Source organism: Fonticella tunisiensis (assembly GCF_004364155.1).
Classification (GTDB): Bacteria; Bacillota; Clostridia; order Clostridiales; family Caloramatoraceae; genus Fonticella; species Fonticella tunisiensis.
Map to the genome: position 1 here is coordinate 1 of NZ_SOAZ01000032.1, position 23,849 is coordinate 23,849.

Annotated in this window: 18 protein-coding genes; 10 read left to right on the forward strand and 8 right to left on the reverse strand. The window is 38.3% G+C overall.

The window, feature by feature from the left end; translation table 11 throughout:
* Positions 1–138 precede the first annotated feature (138 nt).
* Positions 139–519, reverse strand: a complete 381-nt coding sequence (locus tag EDD71_RS13485; RefSeq protein ID WP_133629267.1) for a zinc ribbon domain-containing protein — start codon at positions 517–519, stop codon at positions 139–141.
* Positions 520–961: 442 nt separating this feature from the next.
* On the opposite strand from EDD71_RS13485, the gene tsaD reads away from it, so the two are divergent.
* Positions 962–1,990 carry a tRNA (adenosine(37)-N6)-threonylcarbamoyltransferase complex transferase subunit TsaD gene (gene tsaD, locus EDD71_RS13490; RefSeq protein WP_133629268.1) on the forward strand — a complete coding sequence of 343 codons (1,029 nt, stop codon included), beginning with the start codon at positions 962–964 and terminating at the stop codon, positions 1,988–1,990.
* 216 nt (positions 1,991–2,206) lie between these two features.
* Here tsaD and EDD71_RS13495 read toward each other — a convergent pair whose 3' ends face one another.
* Positions 2,207–2,725, reverse strand: coding sequence for a biotin transporter BioY (locus EDD71_RS13495; RefSeq protein WP_133629269.1), 519 nt, complete (start codon positions 2,723–2,725; stop codon positions 2,207–2,209).
* A 190-nt stretch (positions 2,726–2,915) separates the two neighbouring features.
* Between EDD71_RS13495 and EDD71_RS13500 the strand changes: the two genes are divergently transcribed.
* Positions 2,916–5,162, forward strand: coding sequence for an ATP-binding protein (locus tag EDD71_RS13500; RefSeq protein ID WP_133629270.1), 2,247 nt, complete (start codon positions 2,916–2,918; stop codon positions 5,160–5,162).
* Between the two features lie 354 nt (positions 5,163–5,516).
* Here EDD71_RS13500 and abc-f read toward each other — a convergent pair whose 3' ends face one another.
* Positions 5,517–7,433, reverse strand: coding sequence for a ribosomal protection-like ABC-F family protein (gene abc-f, locus EDD71_RS13505; protein WP_133629271.1), 1,917 nt, complete (start codon positions 7,431–7,433; stop codon positions 5,517–5,519).
* A gap of 223 nt (positions 7,434–7,656) precedes the next feature.
* Here abc-f and EDD71_RS13510 point away from each other — a divergent pair, with 223 nt between their 5' ends.
* Positions 7,657–8,313 (forward strand): redox-sensing transcriptional repressor Rex, encoded by a 657-nt coding sequence (locus EDD71_RS13510; protein WP_133629272.1) that lies wholly within the window; start codon positions 7,657–7,659, stop codon positions 8,311–8,313.
* A 69-nt stretch (positions 8,314–8,382) separates the two neighbouring features.
* On the opposite strand, the gene EDD71_RS13515 is transcribed toward EDD71_RS13510, so the two are convergent.
* The gene (locus EDD71_RS13515) at positions 8,383–9,231 is read right to left on the reverse strand and encodes an NAD(P)/FAD-dependent oxidoreductase (protein WP_133629273.1); all 849 of its coding nucleotides are present in this window, start codon (positions 9,229–9,231) and stop codon (positions 8,383–8,385) included.
* Positions 9,231–9,554, reverse strand: coding sequence for a thioredoxin (trxA, locus tag EDD71_RS13520; protein ID WP_133629274.1), 324 nt, complete (start codon positions 9,552–9,554; stop codon positions 9,231–9,233). Before trxA ends, EDD71_RS13515 begins: the two co-directional genes overlap by 1 nt.
* A gap of 849 nt (positions 9,555–10,403) precedes the next feature.
* Between trxA and EDD71_RS13525 the strand changes: the two genes are divergently transcribed.
* The 5 genes from EDD71_RS13525 (at position 10,404) to groL (ending at position 16,106) form a co-directional block, all read left to right on the forward strand.
* Positions 10,404–11,216, forward strand: a complete 813-nt coding sequence (locus EDD71_RS13525; RefSeq protein WP_133629275.1) for an Asp23/Gls24 family envelope stress response protein — start codon at positions 10,404–10,406, stop codon at positions 11,214–11,216.
* Between the two features lie 20 nt (positions 11,217–11,236).
* On the forward strand, positions 11,237–12,115 hold the full coding sequence (locus EDD71_RS13530; protein WP_133629276.1) for a DNA-3-methyladenine glycosylase family protein: 879 nt from the start codon (positions 11,237–11,239) through the stop codon (positions 12,113–12,115).
* Between the two features lie 115 nt (positions 12,116–12,230).
* Positions 12,231–13,859, forward strand: a complete 1,629-nt coding sequence (locus EDD71_RS13535; RefSeq protein WP_133629277.1) for a hypothetical protein — start codon at positions 12,231–12,233, stop codon at positions 13,857–13,859.
* Positions 13,860–14,172: 313 nt separating this feature from the next.
* On the forward strand, positions 14,173–14,457 hold the full coding sequence (gene groES / locus EDD71_RS13540; RefSeq protein WP_133629278.1) for a co-chaperone GroES: 285 nt from the start codon (positions 14,173–14,175) through the stop codon (positions 14,455–14,457).
* 29 nt (positions 14,458–14,486) lie between these two features.
* The gene (gene groL, locus EDD71_RS13545) at positions 14,487–16,106 is read left to right on the forward strand and encodes a chaperonin GroEL (RefSeq protein WP_133629279.1); all 1,620 of its coding nucleotides are present in this window, start codon (positions 14,487–14,489) and stop codon (positions 16,104–16,106) included.
* A 62-nt stretch (positions 16,107–16,168) separates the two neighbouring features.
* Here the strand turns inward: groL and EDD71_RS13550 are convergent, their stop codons facing one another.
* Positions 16,169–17,410 carry an NAD(P)-dependent oxidoreductase gene (locus EDD71_RS13550; protein ID WP_133629282.1) on the reverse strand — a complete coding sequence of 414 codons (1,242 nt, stop codon included), beginning with the start codon at positions 17,408–17,410 and terminating at the stop codon, positions 16,169–16,171.
* A gap of 619 nt (positions 17,411–18,029) precedes the next feature.
* On the opposite strand from EDD71_RS13550, the gene larB reads away from it, so the two are divergent.
* Positions 18,030–18,794, forward strand: coding sequence for a nickel pincer cofactor biosynthesis protein LarB (larB, locus tag EDD71_RS13555; protein ID WP_133629280.1), 765 nt, complete (start codon positions 18,030–18,032; stop codon positions 18,792–18,794).
* A gap of 1 nt (position 18,795) precedes the next feature.
* Positions 18,796–20,082 (forward strand): nickel pincer cofactor biosynthesis protein LarC, encoded by a 1,287-nt coding sequence (gene larC, locus EDD71_RS13560; RefSeq protein ID WP_133629281.1) that lies wholly within the window; start codon positions 18,796–18,798, stop codon positions 20,080–20,082.
* 252 nt (positions 20,083–20,334) lie between these two features.
* Here the strand turns inward: larC and EDD71_RS13565 are convergent, their stop codons facing one another.
* Together EDD71_RS13565 and EDD71_RS13570 are read right to left on the reverse strand one after the other, a co-directional pair.
* The gene (locus tag EDD71_RS13565; RefSeq protein ID WP_127837242.1) at positions 20,335–22,959 is read right to left on the reverse strand and encodes a calcium-translocating P-type ATPase, PMCA-type; all 2,625 of its coding nucleotides are present in this window, start codon (positions 22,957–22,959) and stop codon (positions 20,335–20,337) included.
* 408 nt (positions 22,960–23,367) lie between these two features.
* Positions 23,368–23,849, reverse strand: a 482-nt coding sequence (locus tag EDD71_RS13570) for a transposase (RefSeq protein ID WP_243116471.1), incomplete at its 5' end; no start/stop codon positions are given.

Consider the following 23,849-nt stretch of genomic DNA (forward strand, 5'->3'; position numbering starts at 1 on the left):
GTAATTAAGATGGGCTTAAGGTTAAGTATGGGCTATCTTACCCTATTCAACATGATTTTTCACTAAGTGTTGCATTTAATATTGCAATTTAAGAAGGAAATTTATCAATTCATAGGTTCAACTTCGTAAACACGATGTCTACCTTATCCTTGTTCCACAGTATGGACAGTAGGAATACTCAGGATCAACATTTCTGCGGCATGAAGGGCAGATGATTAAGCTGCATTCATATCCATGATGGATAGGACTTAAATCCTCATCCCTTACAGGCACATCCCTTCCGCCTTCAAGTGCTTCACCAAGTTCAACAGGTATCTCAAATATACTGCTGCAGCACCTTGAAATTAAATAGTATTTTTTGCCCCATTTAAAGAGTGGTATGAAGAATATATGAAAATAGTTATAGGTTTTTACCAGTCTGTATGAAGTCATCTGTCCACATGCTTTACATATAACATTTTGAATATCTCTAATTTCCTTTTCCTTTGTTTCCATACCGAATATTCCAATGAAGAACAATTTCATCCCTCCAATGATATACCCACAAGGTATTACTATATTAATTATACACAAATTTTGCGTAGAAAATATGATAAATCTTATAGCAGTATGGGAATTACCTCTGTAACAAGAATCATTACATTCGGTATGAACAGAAATGAACAAAAAGAAAAACCCGAGTTTCCTCGGGCAAAATGGGTAAATGGGTTGGGGTTATTTATTGCCGTAGTTTTATTGTATCATTATTTTGGGTTTTATGTGTTAAGAATTTGTAAAACAACAAAGAAAGATGTCGAAATTAGTAAATTTTTTAATTTCATCAACGGTTTTTGTAAAAACATTTTTCAAATCCCGAGCCTTAGAACTTCTTCTCTAAATATACCATGCAAGTCCTCTTTACTTTTTGGAACAATAAATATATGTAGTATAATATAAATAAAAAACGATGGGAGAGAAATAAATGCAGGACATATTGACGCTGGGAATTGAAACAAGCTGTGATGAGACATCTGCAGCAGTTGTACTTAATGGAAGAGAGGTTCTTTCAAACGTTATTTCATCTCAGATAGATATACATAAAAAATTCGGGGGAGTTGTCCCTGAGGTTGCCTCAAGAAAGCATGTGGAGGCAGTAAGCAACGTAATTCAGGAAGCAGTGGATAAAGCGGGGGTAGGCTTTAAGGATATAGATGTTGTTGCTGCAACCTATGGACCGGGGCTTGTTGGAGCACTCCTTGTAGGGCTTTCAACTGCAAAGGGGCTGGCCCTTTCATTAAATAAGCCCTTTGTGGGGGTAAACCACATTGAAGGCCATGTTTCTGCAAACTACATAGCCCATAAGGGGCTTAAGCCACCCTTTACATGTTTAATAGTGTCAGGAGGACACACGCACCTTGTTTATGTTAAGGGCTATGGAGAATACGAGATACTTGGAAGAACGAGGGATGACGCTGCCGGGGAAGCATATGACAAAGTGGCAAGGGCAATAGGGCTTGGGTATCCTGGTGGTCCCCTTATAGATAAACTTGCAAGGAAAGGAAATAGGTATGCCATAGATTTTCCAAGGGTTTATCTTGAGGAGGACAGCTTTGACTTTTCCTTCAGCGGGTTAAAGTCTGCGGTGCTTAATTATCTCAACAAAATGAAAATGCAGGGTATTGAGGTAAACAGGGCTGACGTGGCTGCAAGTTTTCAGCAGTCAGTTGTTGAGGTACTTTCAGAAAAGGCAGTAAGGGCAGTTAAATATAAAAACAGCAAAACATTATGCCTCGCTGGAGGAGTTGCAGCAAATACGGCCCTAAGGGAAGAGCTTGAGAGAAAATGCAGCATGGAGGAAATAGAATTTCTGTATCCACCGGTGGTACTTTGTACCGATAACGCAGCTATGATTGCCTGTGCAGGATATTATGAATATATAAACGGACGTATATCAAAGCTTTCACTCAATGCAATTCCATCCCTTAAAATTGGGGAAAAGTACCTTGAATAACGTGTTGATAAAATGTGAATACTACTGTGAATAATTTTAAGGAGTGTTATTAATGGGTTGTGGATAATGTGACATGCAGCGTGAGAATCTGCATGTAAAGTGGTGTTGGGCTGTGGATAACCATGTGAATACTGTGGATATTTACATAATTTTGTGAATAGTTAACTATGGATGAATTGTGGGTATCTAAAAAGTGGCGGGTATTTGAACCCGCCATCATCTTTTTAAAACTATCTTTCTTACTTTAGCACTGACGTTTGCTGCAACAATCATTTTAATTATATCCGGTATGATAAAGGGATATGCACCCACTGTCAGGGCTTTTTGTATGGATAAGCGAGCTATAAATGCAAGATATGGAACCCCTATAAGGTAGTTTACGGCTATGCATAAAAGGCCAACTGCATATATGGACATTCTCTTTTTTAGTCTGTCTGCCCCATAGCCAGATATGTATGCAGCTATGGGAAAAGATAACAAGTAACCACCCGTTGGGCCTATAAGTATTTTTAAACCCGCTGTCCCACCTGAAAACACAGGAACTCCTGAAGCTCCGAGCATTAAATAGAGGATAACGGAAATCCCACCATCAAGGGGACCTAAAATAAATCCGCAGAGAAAAACTCCAAGGGTCTGAAGGGTTATGGGAACTGGCCCTATGGGAATGGAGATTAAAGATAAAACCGACAGTATTGAAGTCATAAGTGCGATTCGTACAATTCTTTTAATATTCAAGCATGCCACCTCCTATAAAAATATTACGATATTCGAGGGGTATTGTCAACCAAACAATAGAAATGGGTTTACAATATTCCTTAAATAAAAATGTATGTAATACAATTACCCCACAATTTATTAAGAATTTGCAAAAAATCATAAAAAAATGTAAAATATAAATATTGAAAGCAGTTCCAGGGGGAAAATTATGGATGTAAGAAGTTATTTTAAAGAAGGATTAAGGTATAACCTTATCAGTACGGAGGAAGACAATCAATTAGGTGTATTGAGTAGTTTCATAGCATGGTCAGTTGAAAAGGGGAGAAGATGCATCTATTTTACAGACAGCCAGCTCCATGAAGACCTTGATTTCAATCTCAAAAAATATGGGCTTAACCTGGTTGAGCTTATAGGATGTGGAAAGCTTTTACTTGAGTCAGCGAAGGAGTTTTTTATTGAGAGGAAAACTTTTATTAAGCCCCGAAATCTTGTTGAGATTATCAATAATGCCTTAGGGGACGGTTATTCAGGCTTGTCGATCATATCTGACAGTGATGTTTTCTTTGAGAACGGATTTACTGAGGATGTTCTATATAATTATGAAAAGGAGCTCAACAGCATTGTAAAAAGCTATTCTCTATCAGCCCTTAGCTGCTATAACATAGACAGGTTCGGGGTTGATACTTTGTTCGCTCTAACTTCACTAAATCCCTACTTCATATATAAAGTAGGAAGGGAAATAAAGGTTTATAGCAGAGATAAGGCTTTCTATTCTTCAGCTGAAGTAAAAGATATATTGTACGGGTTTTTAAAACGCAGGGAAAAAATTAACAAACAAAATAAAGTTTATCAATATATAGGCAAGCTTTCCGGAGAGCTTTCCTATAAAAAGGATGAAAGTGATATAATTCAAACCGGCTTAAATAGTATTTGTCAGACAGCATATGCCCATCACGGCTTTGTGGTTATGGTAAGGGATGGTAGGCTGGATGAAAAAAATATAATCAGATACAGGGTGCCTGACGAAATAATGGATGTATATTTAAAGAGCGATTTCATTGAAAAGCATCATAGAAATAATATATTTCATATGGCAAAGTCCATGATACATACCGTTGATGAGATGGAAGATGATAAGAAAGCCATTTTCGAAAGATACAATATATATTCGTGCATAATTATCCCCATCAAATATAACGATGATATATATGGATACATGTGGCTCACCACACAGGATAGATACATATCCTTTAATGAAACAGCTGAATTTTTATATGAGGTATGTGAAACCATGGCAAAAATGATCACTGAATATAGAAAATATAAAAAGATACAGGACAGCCTTATCCAGTCAAGAAAAATGCAGGCCCTTGGGGAGTTTACAGGCGGAATAGCACATGAATTTAACAATATTCTGACACCAATAATCAGCTATGTTCAGCTTTTGAAAAGCAGACTTACCGATCCGATTCTCAAAAAATATCTGGATATCATCGAGGAAAGTGCAAATGACGGGGCCAAAATAGTGAGAAGAATACAGGATTTTTCCAGAAATAAAAAGAGAGAAAAGGAGCTTGTGGATATAGACAGGGCCATAGAACAGGCCGTGGAAATTGCAAGGCCAAAGTGGAGCTTTGAATCACAGATAAATAACAGTCCCATAGATATAAATCTGAATCTCAACTCAAATGCTTTTGTAGAAGGTGCGGTGACGGAGGTTAAGGAAATATTCGTTAATTTAATATCCAATGCAGCGGACGCAATGCCTGAAGGTGGAAGTATAAATATATCTTCCTATACTGAAGGGGGATATGTATTTGTTAATGTCAGCGATACAGGGGCTGGTATGGATAAAAACACTGTGGAAAAAATATTTGAGCCCTTCTTCACTACCAAAAATGAAAGGGGAAACGGCCTTGGCCTCTCCATAGTATACAATATAGTAATGGAAATGAAAGGGAATATAGAAGTGGAAAGCTGTCCGGGAAGGGGGACGGGGTTTATCTTATCATTTCCGGTAAAGTCAGGGGAGGTAGAAGAGAAGCTCAATAAAAGCAATAGCTCAAAATATTATAAATACAAAATACTCATAGTAGATGATCAGGCCCCTGTGGCGGATGCCGTTTCGGAAATGTTAAAGTCGATAGGGCATGATGTCACAGCTGTATACGATGATGATAGAGCAGTTGAACTTTTTAAAGAAAGGGATTTTGATTGCGTTATATGCGACTTAACTATGCTCAGGTATTCTGGAGTCCAGATTGCAAGGATGTTTAAGGAAATAAAGCCTGACATACCATTTATACTTATGACAGGATGGCCGGGAGGTTTGAAGTCATCGGATTTAAAATATATAGATGAAGTGGTGCAAAAGCCCTTCTCAATTGAGGAGATAAGCAGTGCTATATGTAAGGTTGGTAAACTATCCTCATCTGCCAGGCTGAAGCTGACTTAAAAATCAGCCTTGTATTAAACAAAATTCAAAACATAAAGTCAGAACTAATTCCAATAGGGTTTTTAGAGACCACAACATGCTAAATTTCACTTGTTGTGCTAGTTCAGGGGCTGAGGGGCGGTAAAAAATATATGAAATTCACATAAAGCGAGCAATTAGAAGTTCTTGGCGAGGGAATGCAGAAAAATCCTAGAACTTTCGTGACTTAAGCAAGGTGAGTTTAACGAAAGTTCTTGATTTTTCAAATCCCGAGCCTTAGAACTTCTTTGCTAAGCGTACTGGTGAATGAAATATATTTTTTATCGCAGTGTCGAACTGTAAATTTATCTATCACAACAAGCTATTTCATAGATTTTAACCTTCCCTTGAAAGAAGCTCCTCCCATTTTTCGTAAAGCTCTTCAAGCCTTTCCCTGAGATGCTTAACCTCAGAGTTTATCTCTATGGACTTTTCAGGATTTGAATATACTTCCTCAAGGCACATAAGCTCTTCAAGCTCCTTGACTCTTTCCTCTATTCGCTGTATATCCTTTTCCGTATCCTCTATATCCTTTTTAAGCTGTTTTTTTCTCTCCTGAATTTCCCTCTGCCTTCTGCGCTCTTCCCTGATTTCAGTTTTGGACTTACCCTGGGCGTTTATAACTATTTCGTCCTCGTTGGAATTTTTCTTCAAAAGGTAGTACTGGAAGTTTCCGAGATATTCAGTTAATCCATTTTCATCGAGCTCTATTATCCTGTGGATTATTTTGTTTAAGAAATATCTGTCATGGGAAACCACAAGGAGGGTTCCCATATAATTCAACAGGGCATTTTCAAGGGCTTCCCTGGATAGAATATCAAGGTGATTTGTGGGCTCGTCAAGGAGCAGGAAATTGGGTTTTGAAAGCATAACCTTTAAAAGGGAAAGCCTGCACTTTTCACCGCCGGATAGGGTTGATACGGTTTTAAAGACGTCATCCCCTGTAAATAAAAAGGAAGCAAGGTAGTTTCTTACCTGGGTTACCGTCATATCGGGGTATTCATCCCATATCTCATCTATTACAGTTTTTTCAGGGGATAGATTTCTCTGCTCCTGGTCATAATAGCCTACCTGTACGTTTTTACCAAGCCTTACATAGCCGCTGTCCGGTGAAACAAGGCCCGAAACTATTTTAAGTATCGTACTTTTTCCCCTTCCGTTTTCACCAATAAGTGCCACACGCTCCTCCCTTCTTATCATGAATGATAAATCAGTGAAAAGCACCTTTTCCCCATATGCCTTTGAAAGGTTTTCCACTACGAGCACATCGTTTCCGCTTTTGATTTTTATATCAAAGTTTATCCTTGCAGATCTGTTATCTACTGTGGGCCTGTCGATCCTTTCGATCCTGTCAAGGGCCTTTTCCCTGCTTTCAGCCTGTTTTATACTCTTTTCTCTGTTATAGGAGCGGAATCTTTCTATCATTTCCTCAAGCCTTTTTATCTCCTTCTGCTGAAGCTCATAGTCCTTCATACGCTCCTCAAATCTTCTCTGGCGCTCCTTTATGAAATAGGAGTAGTTTCCGTTATACTCCTCAATCACTCCATTTAAAAGCTCAAAGGTTTTGTTGGTTATGACGTCAAGGAAGTACCTGTCGTGGGAAATTAGTATGACGGTTCCTCTGTAGTCCTTTAAGAAGTTTTCAAGGAAGTATATGGCGCTTAAGTCCAGATGATTAGTAGGCTCGTCAAGCAGGAGTATGTCAGGTTTCCTGAGAAGAAGCTTTGCAAGGGCAACTCTGGTTTTCTGGCCTCCTGACAGATATTTTATTTTTTTGGTAAAATCCTTTGATGTAATTCCAAGGCCTATTAAAACGCCTCTGGCATAGCTTTCACAGCCATATCCGTCAAGGCGCTCAAATTCCTCCTGAAGGTTTCCGTATTCCTTTAAAAGCCTTTCATGCTCCGATGAAGAAGCATTAGGATTTGAAATTAAAACTTCAATCTCCCTTAAACGCCTTTCAATATCCTTTACGTGTGAGAAAACCTTCATGGTTTCCACAAAAACCTCAGCTTCTTCATCAAGATCAAGGTTCTGGGAAAGGTAGCCCAATGTTTTGTCCCTTTGAATGTAAATATTTCCTGAATCGGGCATAAGCTGACCGCAGAGTATTTTAAACAGAGTGGTCTTTCCGGCACCATTTCTTCCAACGAGACCGATTTTATCAAATTCATTGATGGCAAAATTTATATCCTTAAGAATAGTATTTACACCATAGGATTTTGAAACACTATTTAAAGACAGTACAATCATAAAAGCACCCCAATTTAATAAACTCAAACAAATTTATTTTACTATTTCTTACAGGTTGTTTCAACAGATTGAAAGGGCAAAATAAAATTTGCCCCATTATATTAAGATATACAAATATATAATTCATCAAAATTTATATAATAGAATTGACATGATTTTAATGATAATATAACATAAAAATATAAAATTAACGAAATGAAATTAACGAATAGGAAGTGGTCCTGTGAGTAAAGAACCGATGATTTCAATGGCTGTTATAAGAAGATTGCCAAAGTATCACAGATACCTGGCAGAGCTAATAAGAAATGATATAGATAGAATATCATCAAAGGAGCTGTCTGAAAAAATAGGGTTTACCGCATCTCAAATAAGGCAGGATTTTAACTGCTTTGGCGATTTCGGACAGCAGGGTTATGGCTATAACGTCAGGGAACTTTATAATGAGATAAGCAGAATATTAGGGCTTAACACTGAATATAGCACAGTTATAGTTGGGGCCGGTAATATAGGCCAGGCCATAGCAAACTATACAAGGTTTGAAAAGCAGGGTTTTTTCATTAAAGGCATTTTTGATAAAAACCCAAAGCTTGTGGGCCTTAAGATAAGGGATATAGAGGTTAAGGATGTTGAGGAGCTTGAGGACTTCCTTAAAAACAACAAAATAGATATAGGCATTATATCCGTTCCAAGAGAGCAGGCACAAAAGGTTGCAAATATATTTGTAAAGAGCGGTATAAAGGCTATATGGAACTTTGCTCCAATTGATCTCGAAGTTCCCGACGACGTCATAGTTGAAAACGTACATTTAAGCGAAAGCCTTTTAACCTTAACCTACAGGCTTAATGAAGCAAACCTCTTTGCAAAGAATAAGCAGAAATAAAGGAATCCGGGTGGATTCCTTTTTTTTATAACAGCATAAAAAAAGACAGATTTCTCTGTCTTTTACATACTATTTATCTCTCCCGTTAAGAAAATCTACAGCTGATAGTGCAGCTACCTGCCCTTCTCCAACGGCCTTTGCGTTTTGATAGGGCCTTCCAGTTACATCACCTGCTGCAAAAACACCCTTCATATTTGTTTCCATTGCCCTGTTTACTACAACATGAGGTCCGTCAACATCAAGGCCTGGAACCAGTGAGGTTAGAGGATAGCTGTCCTTTATAACAAAGAAGCCGTCGGCCACAACTTCGGTGTTTTTTAGTATAAGCTTTTGGGCATGCATATGCCCTTCAAATTTAACAGGGATATCCTTTATAACTTCAACGTTTTCATTGAAATTATAGGGCTCCCTGGTCATTGAAATAAAATAAACCTTTGAGCAAACCTCAGAAAGGAAATTTGCCTCCTCAATGGATTCCTTATTATATCCAACTACAGCTACAGTTTTTCCTCTGTAAAGAGGAGCATCGCAGGTTGCGCAGTAGCTAACCCCCATGCCAAGGAAGGTGTCCTCGTTTTCTATGGATTTTTTAAAATCCACCCCTGTTGCAATTATAACAGATTTGGCCTCTATCATATCATTTTGAGCCTGTATTGCAAAGTAGCCGCCCATGGAATACACTGCGGTTACCATTTTCTTTGAAAGTACCGCATCCGTTGAGGCAAGGTGTTCATTTAATCTCTTAACAAATTCAGTTCCCTTGATTTCCATGAGGCCGGGGTAATTTGGGATTGATGGGGAAAGAAGCAGCTTTTTGCTGTCCCCTCCAAAAACGATCACCTTTTTATTCCTTGCATGTGCGGTTATGGCTGCTGAAATGCCAGCTGGTCCCTTACCTATAATAGCTATATCGTACATTATATTCCAAGTGCTCCCCTCAAAGCGGATTCAATTCTTTCAGCTGGATTGAAACCTACGAGTTTTCCAACGGGCTTTCCGTCCTTGAATAGCACCATTGTAGGTACGCTCATAATTCCGTACATTCGTGAAGTTTGTGGGTTTTCATCAACGTCAAGCTTAACAACCTTAACTTCCCCTTCCATCTTTTGCGCAACCTCTTCGATTACAGGTGCAAGCATTTTGCATGGTCCACACCATGTTGCAAAGAAGTCTACAAGAACTGGCTTATCTGAATTTAATACCTCGCTGTTAAATGTTGAATCTGTTACATGACTTACCATGGCTCTTATCCTCCTTATACATTAATAAATTAACTCGTTATGCTAGATAAATTTACAGATCGGTGCTGCGATAAAAAATATATTTCATTCACCAGCACGCTTAGCAAAGAAGTTCTAAGGCTCGGGATTTGAAAAATCAAGAACTTTCGTTAAACTCGCCTTGCTTAAGTCACGAAAGTTCTAGGATTTTTCTGCATCTCTTCGCCAAGAACTTCTAGCTCTTAGCTTTATGTAAATTTCATATATTTTTTATCTCCGCTCAGCCCTTGAACTAGCACAACGGATTAAATTATAATTCTTTATCATAAATACCTCTATAGGGTATTTATGATATTATATTATGACTGTTGATTAAAAATGTCAATAGTTTTATAAATAACATTTTATACTGGGTGAATTAATGTTGAATTCTTCACCCGGGATTTTGAAAGGCTGAATGGTTTTTCACTTAAATAGTATAACATTAAAATGATAGTAATATAAGACGGTATTTCGATTTCCATTATTGAATTATGGAAATGATAATAATAATATATAATGGTATAATTGTTATAAAGTAATGCATTGTGCTAGTTTTATTTTCAAAAGACGCTGTAATAAAAAATATATTGCTCTCACAACTACGTTTGCGCACAGAGGTTCTAAGGCTCGGGACATCTGACAAGCCAAGTAAGCTTTTAAAACTCGCTTTGCTCAAACACCACGAACTCTACTAAGGCTTCTCAGCTGCCCACTCGCCAAGAACCTCTAGTTGCTCGCTAAAATAGTTCCTTTCATATATTTTTTATCACAGCTTATTAAAAAAAGAACTGGCACAACGAGTTAAAGTATTTAATTGGAGGAACTTATATGGAAGTATATGCTCTTGTGGGCAGGAGTGGAACCGGAAAAAGCTATAGGGCACAGCACCTTGCAGGCCTTTATAATATAGAATATATACTCGACGATGGGCTTTTAATAAAGGGGAACAAGGTTATAACAGGAATATCTGCAAAGAGGGAAAATACGAGGATTGCAGCTGTAAGAAGGGCTATCTTTGCAGAAAAGGAACACAGGGAGATGGTTTTAAAGGCAATAAAGGAATATAATCCCGACAGGATTTTAATACTTGGAACTTCTGAGCACATGATACAGAGTATAATGAAGTCTCTGGAGATTGGGGATAAGTACAAGCTTATAAGAATAGAAGATATATCATCACCCCAGGAGATAGAGGAAGCAGTAAGAACGAGGAGGCAAAAGGGGAAACATGTAATACCTGTTCCAACCTTTGAAATAAGAAAGGATTTTTCAGGATACCTTCTTTATTCCATAAGGCAGCTTATAAGGGGCAGTGAAAACGATGAAAGGGCATATGAAAAAACCGTTGTAAGGCCGACCTTCAGCTATTTTGGAAAGTATGACATAACACCTTCGGCCCTTAGAAGTATAGTAACCTTCTCTGCCCGTGAAGTTGAAAATGTAGACAGGGTTTTGGGGGTTGATATTGAAAATGTAAAAAGTGGAATTAAAATAACTGCAACGGTATCACTAAGTTTAAGGGAGCCCCTTTATCTCATAGCAAACAGGGTGGCAGAGAGGATAAAGGATAACCTTGAATATATGACCAGCATAAATATACTGGAGGTAAATATAATCATAAAACACATAAAAATGGATTAGAAACTCTGGAGGTAAGCGATATGGAAATACTTGAATATAGCGAAGGGATTATACTTAAAGATGTGAAGGATTTTGAGCTTAAGCATATATTCGACTGTGGACAGTGCTTCAGGTGGAATGATGATAGGGATGGAAGCTACACAGGAGTTGCATCAGGCAGGGCAGTCAGGTTTATAAAGGATGGCAGCGACGTATATATAAAGGGCGGAAAGATTCATGATAAAGACTTTTGGATTCATTACCTGGACCTTAACAGGGATTACGGAAAAATCAAGGATGAGCTTTCAAAGGACGAAACCCTGAAGGAGGCAATAAAGCATGGAGAGGGCATAAGGATTTTAAACCAGGAGCCCTTTGAAACCCTCATCTCATTCATAATATCGGCAAACAACAGAATTCCGATGATAAAAAGGGCCGTTGAAAACATAAGCAGAAATTTTGGAGAAAAAATCATATTTGAGGGCAGAGAGTATTACTCATTTCCTGATCCGGAAAGGCTTTCATATGCCACGGTGGAGAAACTTGAGGAGTGCGGCTGCGGCTTTAGGGCTCCTTACATAGTTGAAACCACAAGGGAGATACTTGAAGGAAGGGCAGATTTGGAACACATAAAAAGCCTTGATACCGACAATGCACATAGGGAACTTATAAAGCTTAAAGGTATAGGCCCGAAGGTTGCAGACTGTATACTTCTTTTTTCCATGGGCAAGCATGATGCCTTTCCCGTTGACGTATGGGTTAAAAGGGTAATGCAGCATTTCTACCTTGCACCGGATGTGAGCCTTAAAAAGATAAGGGATTTCGGAAGGGAAAAGTTCGGAAAAAATGCTGGTTTTGCCCAGCAGTATTTGTTCTACTATGCAAGGGATTTGAAGGGAAAAGAGGGGCTTAAAAACTAAGCGGCAGGTGAATTTTCATCTGCTGCTTAGTTTTGCGCAAAATTACATTAATTTGTTTTAAATGAAAAAAATGGAGCATAATATATATGTAAACGTTTTTAAAGGGGACTTTAATATGAAAGGTATTTCAAAACCACAGATTTTTAAGCTTCATGGCTCAATTGCTCCACAGATGTTTCTAATTAGGAATGATGGAATAGTGTATTTCGATAAAATAAATCGGCACGAAGGAAGGTTCTGCATAAATACTGGAGATGAAAATAAGGTTTTGATTGAAGTAGGAGAAGGTGAAGGCAGAATATCTTCAAAAAACAACTTCTATCTATTTCAATTCAAAGAGAACACAATCATTACTGAGCACCTGGCTTCAGGGGAAAAAAATATGGAACTTAAGCTTAAGGGAATATTCTTTGACATAGAAAAGGATGAACTGGGTAATTATATATGCCTTGGAAACGTTGACAACAGGACAACTATAAAAATAATAAATAAGAATATGGCTGAAATTGCCAATATATGTCCAGGGAACCTGATGTTTGGAAGCTGCCTGTATCTCGAGAATGAAGATATATATTTAGGAGGCTTTGACGGCAGCAACAAATTTAAAATATTGAAGCTTAACTATATAGGATATAGGCTTCAAGAATGGACAATAAATGTTAACAGCTGCGATAGAATAATAGGTAAGATAGCAAGGTTTGAAGATTATCTTATAATCGCTGTTACGGGAAAGGGAGACTGCATTGTGGCGCTGAACATGGAAAACGGAAGTATAAATGAAATCTCTCTGGTTGATTTTGGTATTAAAACCTTCTTTGATTTTAATATAAAGGGCCATGATATTTATATGCTTGATGGAAGGGATATATATAAATGGAACATCAGTGACATACTATTTTGTCCAAACAAAAAACACAACAAACATTATAAAAAGGACCAGGGGCTTTTATCATATCAATATCTTATGTATTCAGAGGGACTTGTGCATCAGCTTGAAAGCAATTTCAAACTCACAATACCCTTTGCCCTTGCAGGGCTTATAGTCCTTTTTTATGCTGCATCGGAAACCCTGCTTCCAGTTTATAATACCTTTTTATTTGGAATTTGTTTTTTATGGATAGTACATTTTACAACTGCCATTTCCAAAAACATTTTTTTCTTTTTAGACAAGGCTGCAAGAATCCATCAGCTTCTTGAAATTTACTGCATCAATTCCCTTCCAAAGCCCTATAAAATGCCTCTCTTTTGTGCAATAACTGCATTTAGCTTTTTATATTTAATACTCTACCCAAAGCCGAATATTTTTTATTCCCTTATTTTTTCTACTGTGGTGTTCTGGGTATTTTACATCATCGAGAAAAAGTCCATAGATCTGATCAAAATAAAAAATAGTGAAGTAATAATAGAGCTTCTGCATGAGGATGATGAAAGCTTCATAGAGTATTTAAAGGCCTCCATTGAGCAGCTAAGAAGGAAAAACTGTGAAAAATACTGCATAGATATTTTAATCGATGGAATTTTAAAGGATAATATAATTCAAAAGTGGGCACAGAGCCGCAGAGGGATAATAAATGAAATAGACGAGGCGGTTATTCAAAAGGATAAAATCAGGGCAGTTCTTGATATGAATAAAAGGGATATTAAATACTCGAGGCTTAGCATAATAATGGATTATATTTGCTTTATAAAGAGGGAGGTAAACATACGTGAGATACAAATAGGGCTGAAGGATGATAAGGGATGAAGAATAGATAAAGGTTTTGCCCTTTATATTGAATAATTTTTATTTTAATGGTTAAAAATAGCTAATGGCAATTATTGAAAGAGATGTAATTTAATATAAACAAAAGAAAATATGTAAAAATAAGCGAAATAAAGATATATTGTATAATAATTGAAAATAATCATGTTTTTTCAGCCCTTTACTTAATACTAGCAATTTGATTATATTGTACCATTTATTTAATATAGAAAATGTGATTAGCACTCATGTTAGGTGAGTGCTAACAAACCAAAGGATAATAATAAAACATACATATATACAAGGAGGGTTTAGTATGAAACTTAGACCACTTGGTGACAGAGTCGTAATTAAAAAGGTTGAAGCCGAAGAAACAACAAAGAGCGGTATCGTTCTTCCAGGATCTGCAAAGGAAAAGCCGCAGGTAGCTGAAGTTATAGCCGTAGGCCCTGGTGGAGTAGTTGATGGCAAGGAAGTTAAGATGGAAGTTAAGGTAGGAGATAAGGTTATCTTCTCAAAGTATTCTGGAAACGAAGTTAAGATTGATGGAGAAGAGTACACTATTCTTAGACAGGATGATATTTTAGCAATAGTTGAATAATAAACTAGATATAGAAGGGAGAGATTTACATGGCAAAGGAAATTATGTTCAGCGAAGACGCAAGACGTGCAATGCAAAGAGGTGTTGATAAGCTTGCTAACGCAGTTAAAATAACACTTGGACCAAAGGGAAGAAACGTTGTACTTGACAAGAAATTTGGAGCACCACTTATAACAAACGATGGTGTTACAATAGCAAGGGAAATAGAGCTTGCTGATCCATATGAAAACATGGGAGCACAGCTTGTAAAGGAAGTTGCAACAAAGACTAACGATGTTGCAGGAGATGGTACAACAACTGCTACACTTCTTGCTCAGGCAATCATTAGGGAAGGCCTTAAGAACGTAACAGCAGGTGCAAACCCAATGCTTATAAGACAGGGTATCAACAAGGCTGTTGAAGTTGCCGTTGAAGGAATTAAGAAGATTTCAAAGAAGGTAGACGGCAAGGAAGACATAGCAAGGGTTGCAGCTATTTCAGCAGCTGATGAAGCTATAGGACAGCTTATAGCTGATGCTATGGAAAAGGTAGGAAACGAAGGAGTTATAACCGTTGAAGAATCCAAGACAATGGGAACAGAACTTGACGTTGTTGAAGGAATGCAGTTTGACAGAGGATATATAAGCCCATATATGGTAACTGACACTGAAAAGATGGAGGCAGTTTTAGACGATCCATATATACTTATAACTGACAAGAAGATTTCAAACGTACAGGACATCCTTCCAGTACTTGAACAAATCGTTCAGCAGGGAAGAAAGCTTGTTATAATAGCTGAAGACGTTGAAGGAGAAGCACTTGCAACACTTGTAGTTAACAAGCTTAGAGGAACATTCACATGTGTTGCAGTAAAGGCTCCTGGATTTGGAGACAGAAGAAAGGAAATGCTTCAGGATATAGCAATTCTTACTGGAGGACAGGTAATTTCAGAGGAGCTTGGACGTGACCTTAAGGATGCAGACGTTTCAATGCTTGGAAGGGCAGAAAGAGTTAAGATCACTAAGGAAAATACAACTATCGTAAACGGAAGAGGAGAAAAGGACGAAATTAAGGCCAGGGTTGCTCAAATCAGGGCACAAATCGAAGAAACTACTTCAGACTTCGATAGAGAAAAGCTTCAGGAAAGACTTGCTAAGCTTGCAGGTGGAGTTGCTGTAATCAAGGTTGGTGCAGCTACTGAAACTGAGCTTAAGGAAAGGAAGCTTAGAATAGAAGACGCACTTGCAGCTACAAAGGCAGCTGTTGAAGAAGGTATCGTTCCTGGCGGTGGAACAGCATACGTATCAGTAATTCCAGCAGTTGCAGCTATTGAAGCTGAAGGAGACGTAAAGATCGGTGTTGACATTATAAAGAGAGCCCTTGAAGAACCAGTAAGACAAATTGCCGCAAACGCTGGACTTGACGGAGCTGTTATAATTGAGAAGGTAAAGAACAGCGAAGTGGGAATAGGTTTCGACGCCCTCAACGAAAAGTATGTTGACATGATTAAGGCTGGTATCGTTGACCCAACTAAGGTTACAAGATCAGCACTTCAAAACGCAGCATCAGTTGCATCAACGTTCTTAACAACAGAAGCCGCTGTTGCTGACATCCCTGAAAAGAAGGATAATGCTCCAGCAGTGCCTGGCGGAATGGATGGAATGTATTAATAGATAAAAATATCCCGGAGGAGATCCTCCGGGATGTTTTTTTACTAACCACTAAATGGCAGCTATTTAGCTTCCTCATTTAACTTCCTGGTTACATACTCATCGATGGCCTCTGCTACCTTCTTTGAAAGCCTTACGGCCTCAACAACGGTTTTGGCACCTGTAACAACGTCCCCAGACGCAAATACGCCTTCACGGGTTGTTCTGCCAAATTCATCGGTTATGACAAGTCCCTTTTGGTTTATCTCTATTCCATTTGTGTTTGAAACGATGTTTGCCCTTGGGCCCTGGCTTATTGCAATGATCACAGAATCTGCTTCCTTAATGCCCTCTGAGCCCTCTATATTTACCCAGCTTCCATCATCAAGCTTTCTGGTTTGAATGTATTTTACACCATTATCAAGTATTTCAAGGGGGGCCTTATAAAAATCGAAAACAACCCCATCAAGCTTTGCATATTCAATCTCGTTTTTGCTTGCAGGTGCATCCTCTATGCCCTTTCTGTATAGAATAGTAACTTCCCTTGAGCCGTTTCTTATGGCAGTCCTTGCAACATCACAGGCTACGTTTCCAGCACCTATTACGCACACCCTGTTTCCCAGGTTGTATACTTCAGGGTTTTTAAGGTAATCAATAGCGTAATGGACATGCCCTAGGCTTTCGCCCTTTATATTTAATCTCTGGGGCTTCCACACCCCTGTTCCAATGAATACTGCCCTGTAGCCATCTCTAAAGAGGTCGTCAATTGTAATAACAGGCCCTATCAGGGTATTTGGCCTTATTTTAACTCCCATGTTTACAAGGTTTTTCTTAATTCTTTCGAGTATTTCCTTGGGAAGCCTGAACTCAGGTATTCCATATCTTAAAACACCGCCTATCTTGTCGTGGGCTTCAAACATGGTAATGTCATAGCCCTTTGAAGCAAGAATGGTTGCTATCGTGATTCCTGCCGGGCCTGAACCTATTATCGCAACCTTTTTATTTGGGTCTATTTTAGCATCGGTTTTTACAATGTTTAAATAATAATCTGATATATAATGTTCAACTGAGCTTACCTGAATGGGGTTTCCCTTTCTACCCAATACGCAGTGGCCTTCACATTGTTTTTCATGGGGGCAGACAAGGGAACAAACAACGGATAATGGATTATTATTGAAAAGAGTTTCCCCAGCCTTTTTTATTTCACCCTTTAAAAGCATTCCAACAACTTCATTAAAAGGAGTGCTTACAGGACAGCCTTTTTTACATAGCGGAACCTTACATTGAAGGCATCTGTTTGCTTCTTCAACAATATGTTTTGCCATGGCCATAACATCATCCCCTATCTTGAAAATATTGCATGTTGTATATGTTAATCTAAATAAGCAAGTTCATGAAAATTTTATATCATATTTTACTTGCAAAATAGTATAAAATAAATGGCAATTTAACTCGTTGTGCTAGATAAATTTACAGATCGGCGCTGCGATAAAAAATATATTTCATTCACCAGCACACTTAGCAAAGAAGTTCTAAGGCTCGGGATTTGAAAAATCAAGAACTTTAGTTAAACTCGCCTTGCTTAAGTCACGAAAGTTCTAGGATTTTTCTGCATCCCTTCGCCAAGAACTTCTAATTGCCCGCTTTATGTGAATTTCATATATTTTTTATCTCCGCTCAGTTCCTAAACTAGCATAACGGATTAATTTAACCTGATGCTAATTTTATATTATATCAAAATCGTTTAGATTTAAATGATATAAATCATATAAATCGTTTTTCAGATGTAATTTTTTTTAGTATAATAATGTTATAGAAAATTTGCTATTTTAAGAAATGATAAAAATAAGGGATCATGCCTTCTTTTTGAAAGGAAGGCGTGTTTATGAATGCAAAGGAAAAATTAGATAAACTTCATGGGAAGTATGAATGTAGGTGTTGAAAATGAATAGGGAAAGAGTTATAGAGCTTTTAAGTAAGGTGAAAAATGGAGAAATAAGTGTAGATGAGGCTGCTGAACATCTTAGAGATCTGCCCTTTAAGGATCTTGATTATGCAAAGATAGATCACCACAGGGGAATAAGGGTAGGATATCCGGAGGTTATATACTCACAGGGTAAGGATTTAGAGCATCTAAAGGGCATAGTTGCCCATATGCTTGAGAGGGATGCCAACATACTTGCAACGAGGGCTGATGAAAGGGTATACAATGCTATACTTGAGGTTACCGATAATGTTGTTTACCACAGGCTTGCAAGAATATGTATTGTAAACCCAAAGGAAGTTGAGAAGGTTGGAAAGGTTGCTGTAGTTACAGGGGGAACGGCCGACGTTCCCGTTGCAGAGGAGGCGGCCGTTGTCTGTGAGGCCTTTGGAAACAACGTTGAAAGGGTTTATGACGTTGGGGTTGCAGGCATTCACAGGCTCTTTAACAATCTTGACAGAATAAGGGATGCCAACGTTGTAGTTGCAGTTGCAGGAATGGAGGGAGCCCTGGCATCGGTTGTTGCAGGCCTTGTTAATGTTCCTGTTATTGCGGTTCCAACCAGCGTGGGCTATGGGGCAAATTTTAATGGACTTTCAGCACTTTTAACAATGCTGAACTCCTGTGCAGCTGGAATTGGAGTTGTAAATATAGACAACGGCTTTGGAGCAGGGTATCTTGCCTCGCAGATAAACAAAGGATTTATGGGGAGGGGGAATAGATAAGATGAAAACACTATACTTTGATTGCTTTTCCGGAATAAGCGGGGATATGACTGTGGCTGCCCTTCTCGATTTAGGGGTACCTCAGGATTATTTAATAGAAAACCTGAAAAAGCTTGGAATTTCAGATGAGTATGAAATAAGGATTTCAAAGGCTGTTAAAAATGGAATAGAGGGAACGGATTTTGATGTGATACTAAAGGAAGAACATCATCACCACCATGATGAGCAGATTGAACACGAACATGAGCATGACCATGTCCATGAGGACTACACCCATGTTCATCCCCACGTTCATGATGAGCACAGCCACGGATATGAACACCACCATCATCATGGAAGAAACCTCTTTGACATTGAGGCCCTTATTGATGGAAGTACTTTAAACGATAACGTTAAGAAGCTCGCAAAGGACATGTTTAGGGTTGTTGCGGAGGCTGAAGCAAAGGTCCATGGAAAGGATATATATGAAGTTCACTTCCATGAGGTAGGCGCTGTGGACTCAATTGTGGACATAGTTGGAACTGCAATATGTATTGACTACATAAATCCTGATAAAATAGTTTCATCCCCTGTAAACACAGGAAGGGGATTTGTAAAATGCCAGCACGGTATAATGCCCGTTCCGGCACCTGCAACTCTTAACATACTTAAGGACGTTCCAATATATGCCGATGAAAGGGAAATGGAGCTCACAACCCCAACGGGGGCAGCTGTTATTAAAACCCTTGCGTCGGAGTTTAGGAAATTCCCTGAATTAAAGGTTAAAAAAGCAGGCTATGGATGTGGAAAGAGGAACACGGAAAAGCCAAATGTACTAAGGGTTATCCTGGGCGAAACAGATAGTCAGGAAAACTGCATACTTGAGGCAACAATAGACGATATGAACCCACAGATATATGGATATCTTATGGACAAGCTCTTTGAAGAGGGAGCCAAGGACGTATATTTTACTCCCGTTTACATGAAAAAGAACAGGCCTGGAATAGTTATAACCGTAACTGCTCCTGTGATTCTTGAGGATAGGATTAAAGAAGTTCTTTTCAGAGAAACAACAACAATAGGCATTAGAAAGTTAAACATAGAAAGGACAGAACTTCAAAGGGAGTTTAAAAAGGTAGGTACAGAGTTTGGAGAAATAAGCTTCAAGGTTTCAAAGTATAAGGACAGGGTTGTAAATGTAACACCTGAGTATGAGGATGTAAAAAAGGCGGCAGAAAGAGCGAACCTTCCTCTGAAGGAAATTTATGGAGCCATAAGCAGACATATAGGAGAGTTTTATAATAGATAAGTAAAAATACATAGGAGACGTATGTCTGAGCTTAAAAAGAGGCAGGCCTCAAACCATTCTATATGTTTGATAACAAAGCCCCGATAAGGTTTATCTGGTTTTGTGAGGCTGCCCTCCTATAACGGGGAGAACAGCCTCACTTGGAAGTGAAAAACATGCATATTCAAGCTCCACAACCAGCATAGTTCCTAAATATCCTGTTTAACGGTTCAAGAATTTTGGTCATAATTATATTTGGCAGCTCTATGGTAATCAATCTCCAATTTTATTTATATCTCGTTTTACAAACACAAGCTTGTAAAGCTGTACAAGTACCAGTGGTATTAATGGCAGTCCATATACATAGGCATATTGATTTCCAGTAAGCGGCACAACCTCAAAGATTCCCCTTAGGGGCTCAAGGGTTAATACAGCAGTTACAAGGAGATATCCAATTATTATAGCAAACCACAGGTATTTATTTGAGAAAACCCCTATTTTAAAAACCGATTCCCTGGATCTTGAGTTTATGCCGTGTACAAGCCTTGTAAGTCCCAGGGTTGCAAAGGCCATAGTGCTTGCAACGGCTGGGCTTCCCGTAGAAAGTCCAAGGTGGAATGCTACTATGGTGCTTATTGCAATTAAAATTCCCTCCAGGATAACCTCAATACCAAACTCCCTTGTGAATATGGGAGTGTTTATGTCCCTTGGCTTTTCATTCATTATATTTTCGTTGTGAGGCTCAAGCCCTATTGCAATTGCCGGAAGGCTGTCTGTAATAAGGTTTATAAAGAGCAGGTGAACCGGTGCAAAGGGCACTGGAAGGGCTAAAAGCGAGGCATATAAAACCGATAAAATTCCTGCTGTGTTACCCGAGAGCAAAAATTTTATTGAATTTTTAATGTTTTCATATATGCTTCTCCCATTGGAAATCGCCTTAACTATGGTTGAGAAATTATCATCCGTAAGAATCATTGATGCTGCATCCTTTGCAACCTCTGTTCCCGTAATTCCCATGGCTATTCCAATATCAGCCTGTTTAAGGGCAGGTGCATCGTTAACTCCATCTCCCGTCATGGCAACCACATTACCCTTGTTCTGCCATGCCCTGACTATTCTAATTTTATGCTCAGGTGAAACCCTGGCATACACGGAGATTTTTTCAACCCTTTCCATAAGCTCCTCATCACTTATGTTTTCAAGTTCATGGCCTTCCATGGCCTCAGATTCGTCCTTTAAAATTCCTATCTGCTTCGCTATTGCCGATGCTGTTATCTTATGGTCTCCAGTTATCATAACGGGTTTTATACCGGCATTGATACAACTTCTAACTGCCTCAGCAGACTCCGCTCTTGGTGGATCCATCATGGCAATTAATCCTACAAAGGTTAAATCCCTTTCGTCATCTACTCCTATTTCCTGTCCCTCTTGAATTTCCTTATAGGCAAAGGCTAAAACCCTGAGACCATTCCTTGAAAAATCTTTATTTACCCTTTCTACATCTTCTCTGTATTCCTCTGTAAAACTCTGTATACCTGAGGAGTTTTCATAATACTTCGATCTTGAAATGAGAACATCCGGTGCTCCCTTTGTTATCATAACCATCTTTCCATCCACTTTATGAACCGTACTCATTAACTTTCTATCTGAATCAAAGGGAATTTCTCCATATCTTTTATATTCATTCCTTATCTTTAGTTCATCAAGTCCATATATTTCTCCCAAATTAACAAGGGCAATTTCGGTTGGATCACCAATTTCCTTTTTTTCCACGGTTACTGCATCGTTACAAAGCAGTGCCATAAGCACAAGCCTCTTTTCAAGAACCTTATCGTGATTCAAATCATCATGGTCAAGGATCTTTCCATCCACATAAACCCTTTGTACAGTCATCTTGTTTTGCGTAAGTGTACCTGTTTTATCAGAGCATATTACCGATATTCCTCCAAGGCTTTCAACTGCATGGAGCTTTCTTATTATGGCGTTTTCCCTGGCCATTTTTTGAGTCCCAAGTGCAAGAACAATGGTCACTATGGAGCTTAAGGCCTCAGGTACTGCAGCCACCGCCAGGGATACAGCAAACATGAGAGATTCAATTATTGCCTGTCCCCTGACAACGTTAAGACCAAATATGAAAATAGATATTGCTATTATTACAAAGGCCAGCTTTTTCCCGAAGTTACCAAGATTTGTCTGAAGGGGAGTCTTCTTTTCCTTGGCAGAATCAAGGAGGTTTGCTATCTTACCTATTTCAGTATCCATCCCGATAGCGGTAACTACGGCAGTTCCTCTTCCATAGGTGACAAAGCTTCCTGAGAAAACCATGTTCCTTCTGTCACCAAGGGCAACGTTGTCCCCCTCAATAACCTCTGTTGTTTTCAAAACCCCTTCAGATTCCCCTGTAAGTGAGCTCTCATTTACTTGAAGACTTGCGGATTCAATGATTCTACCATCTGCACTTACATAGTCTCCTGCATCAAGATAGAGAATATCTCCAACCATCAATTCCCTTGAGGGTATCTCAAGCCTTTTACCATCCCTTAGAACCTTTGCAACTGGTGAAGATAGTGCCTTAAGGCTTTTTAAGGATTGCTCAGCCTTAATGTGCTGAACTGTTCCAAGAACAGCATTTATTATGACCACTGCTAAAATTACAAGGGTGCTCTCAAACTTTCCAAGAAAGGCAGAAATAAGTGCCGATCCCAAAAGTATAAGTACGAGAAAATCCTTAAACTGCTCAAAGAATACCTGAATTGCACTCTTTTGTTCTCCCTCCGTCAATTCATTATATCCATATTTACTTCTTCGTTCCTCCACATCAGAATTGCTTAAACCCTTTTCGGTAACTTTAAGCTCCCTTAAAACTTCCTCCACACTGCTTTTATAAAACTCCTTCAATTTTATATCTCCCTTCTTTTGTTTATAAAAAAAATAAGACCTTTAATATAATTCCCATAAGGAAACTATATTAAAAGTCTCGTAACCAAAACATTGGTATACAGTGCCAGATTATTAAAATAATCGTAGTGTTGACACCGTATTTGTAACTACTCCCTTTTAATTTAATAAGAAAATATTCATTTGTATTAAGATTATATTATGAGAATATCAAGTTGTCAACAGATATCAATATTCTCCAGAGATTTTGCATCTAATTTCCGATAAAACTTTTTTCTTGATAGGAAATTAGACGTATTCCATTTTATTGAAATTTTGGAATTTAAAAAAGCCGTAGGCCATGTATATAGATACACCTTCCCCCCTCTCCATCATAATGAAAATCTATATTTCCAATTTTATTATCGACTATGCGGTGTTAAAAATTGGATTAATCCAATTCATAATTATCAACATTTCATCTTTCAAATCTTCTATTATATTTATCTGCAAAAGCCTTTTTTCTCTGAATCCCCGAATGTTTCTAAAAAAGTATAATTGGGTTAAGTTAAAGGCTATTATCATGAATCCAACTATAGCCTCTATGCCCGTAGGGCTATGCAAATAGCAATGATCAAAATGACACTCTGTTTTCAATTGGTGAAATACATTATTTTCAATGTCCCACCTTTTATGAATTATCTTCCATAGAGTTTCAGCACAAATGTTTCTGTTCGTAGTTACAATCCAGACTTCTTTTAACTCTTTCTTATCGCCTTCATGAATCTCCTCTAAAAACCTTATAAATCTTACCTTGCTCTTTTTAGTACTTTCAAATATCTCGACTCCATCAATAGCGGCAACCTTTATTCCATCTATTGTACCGTTTCTAAATACCTTATTTTTAAATA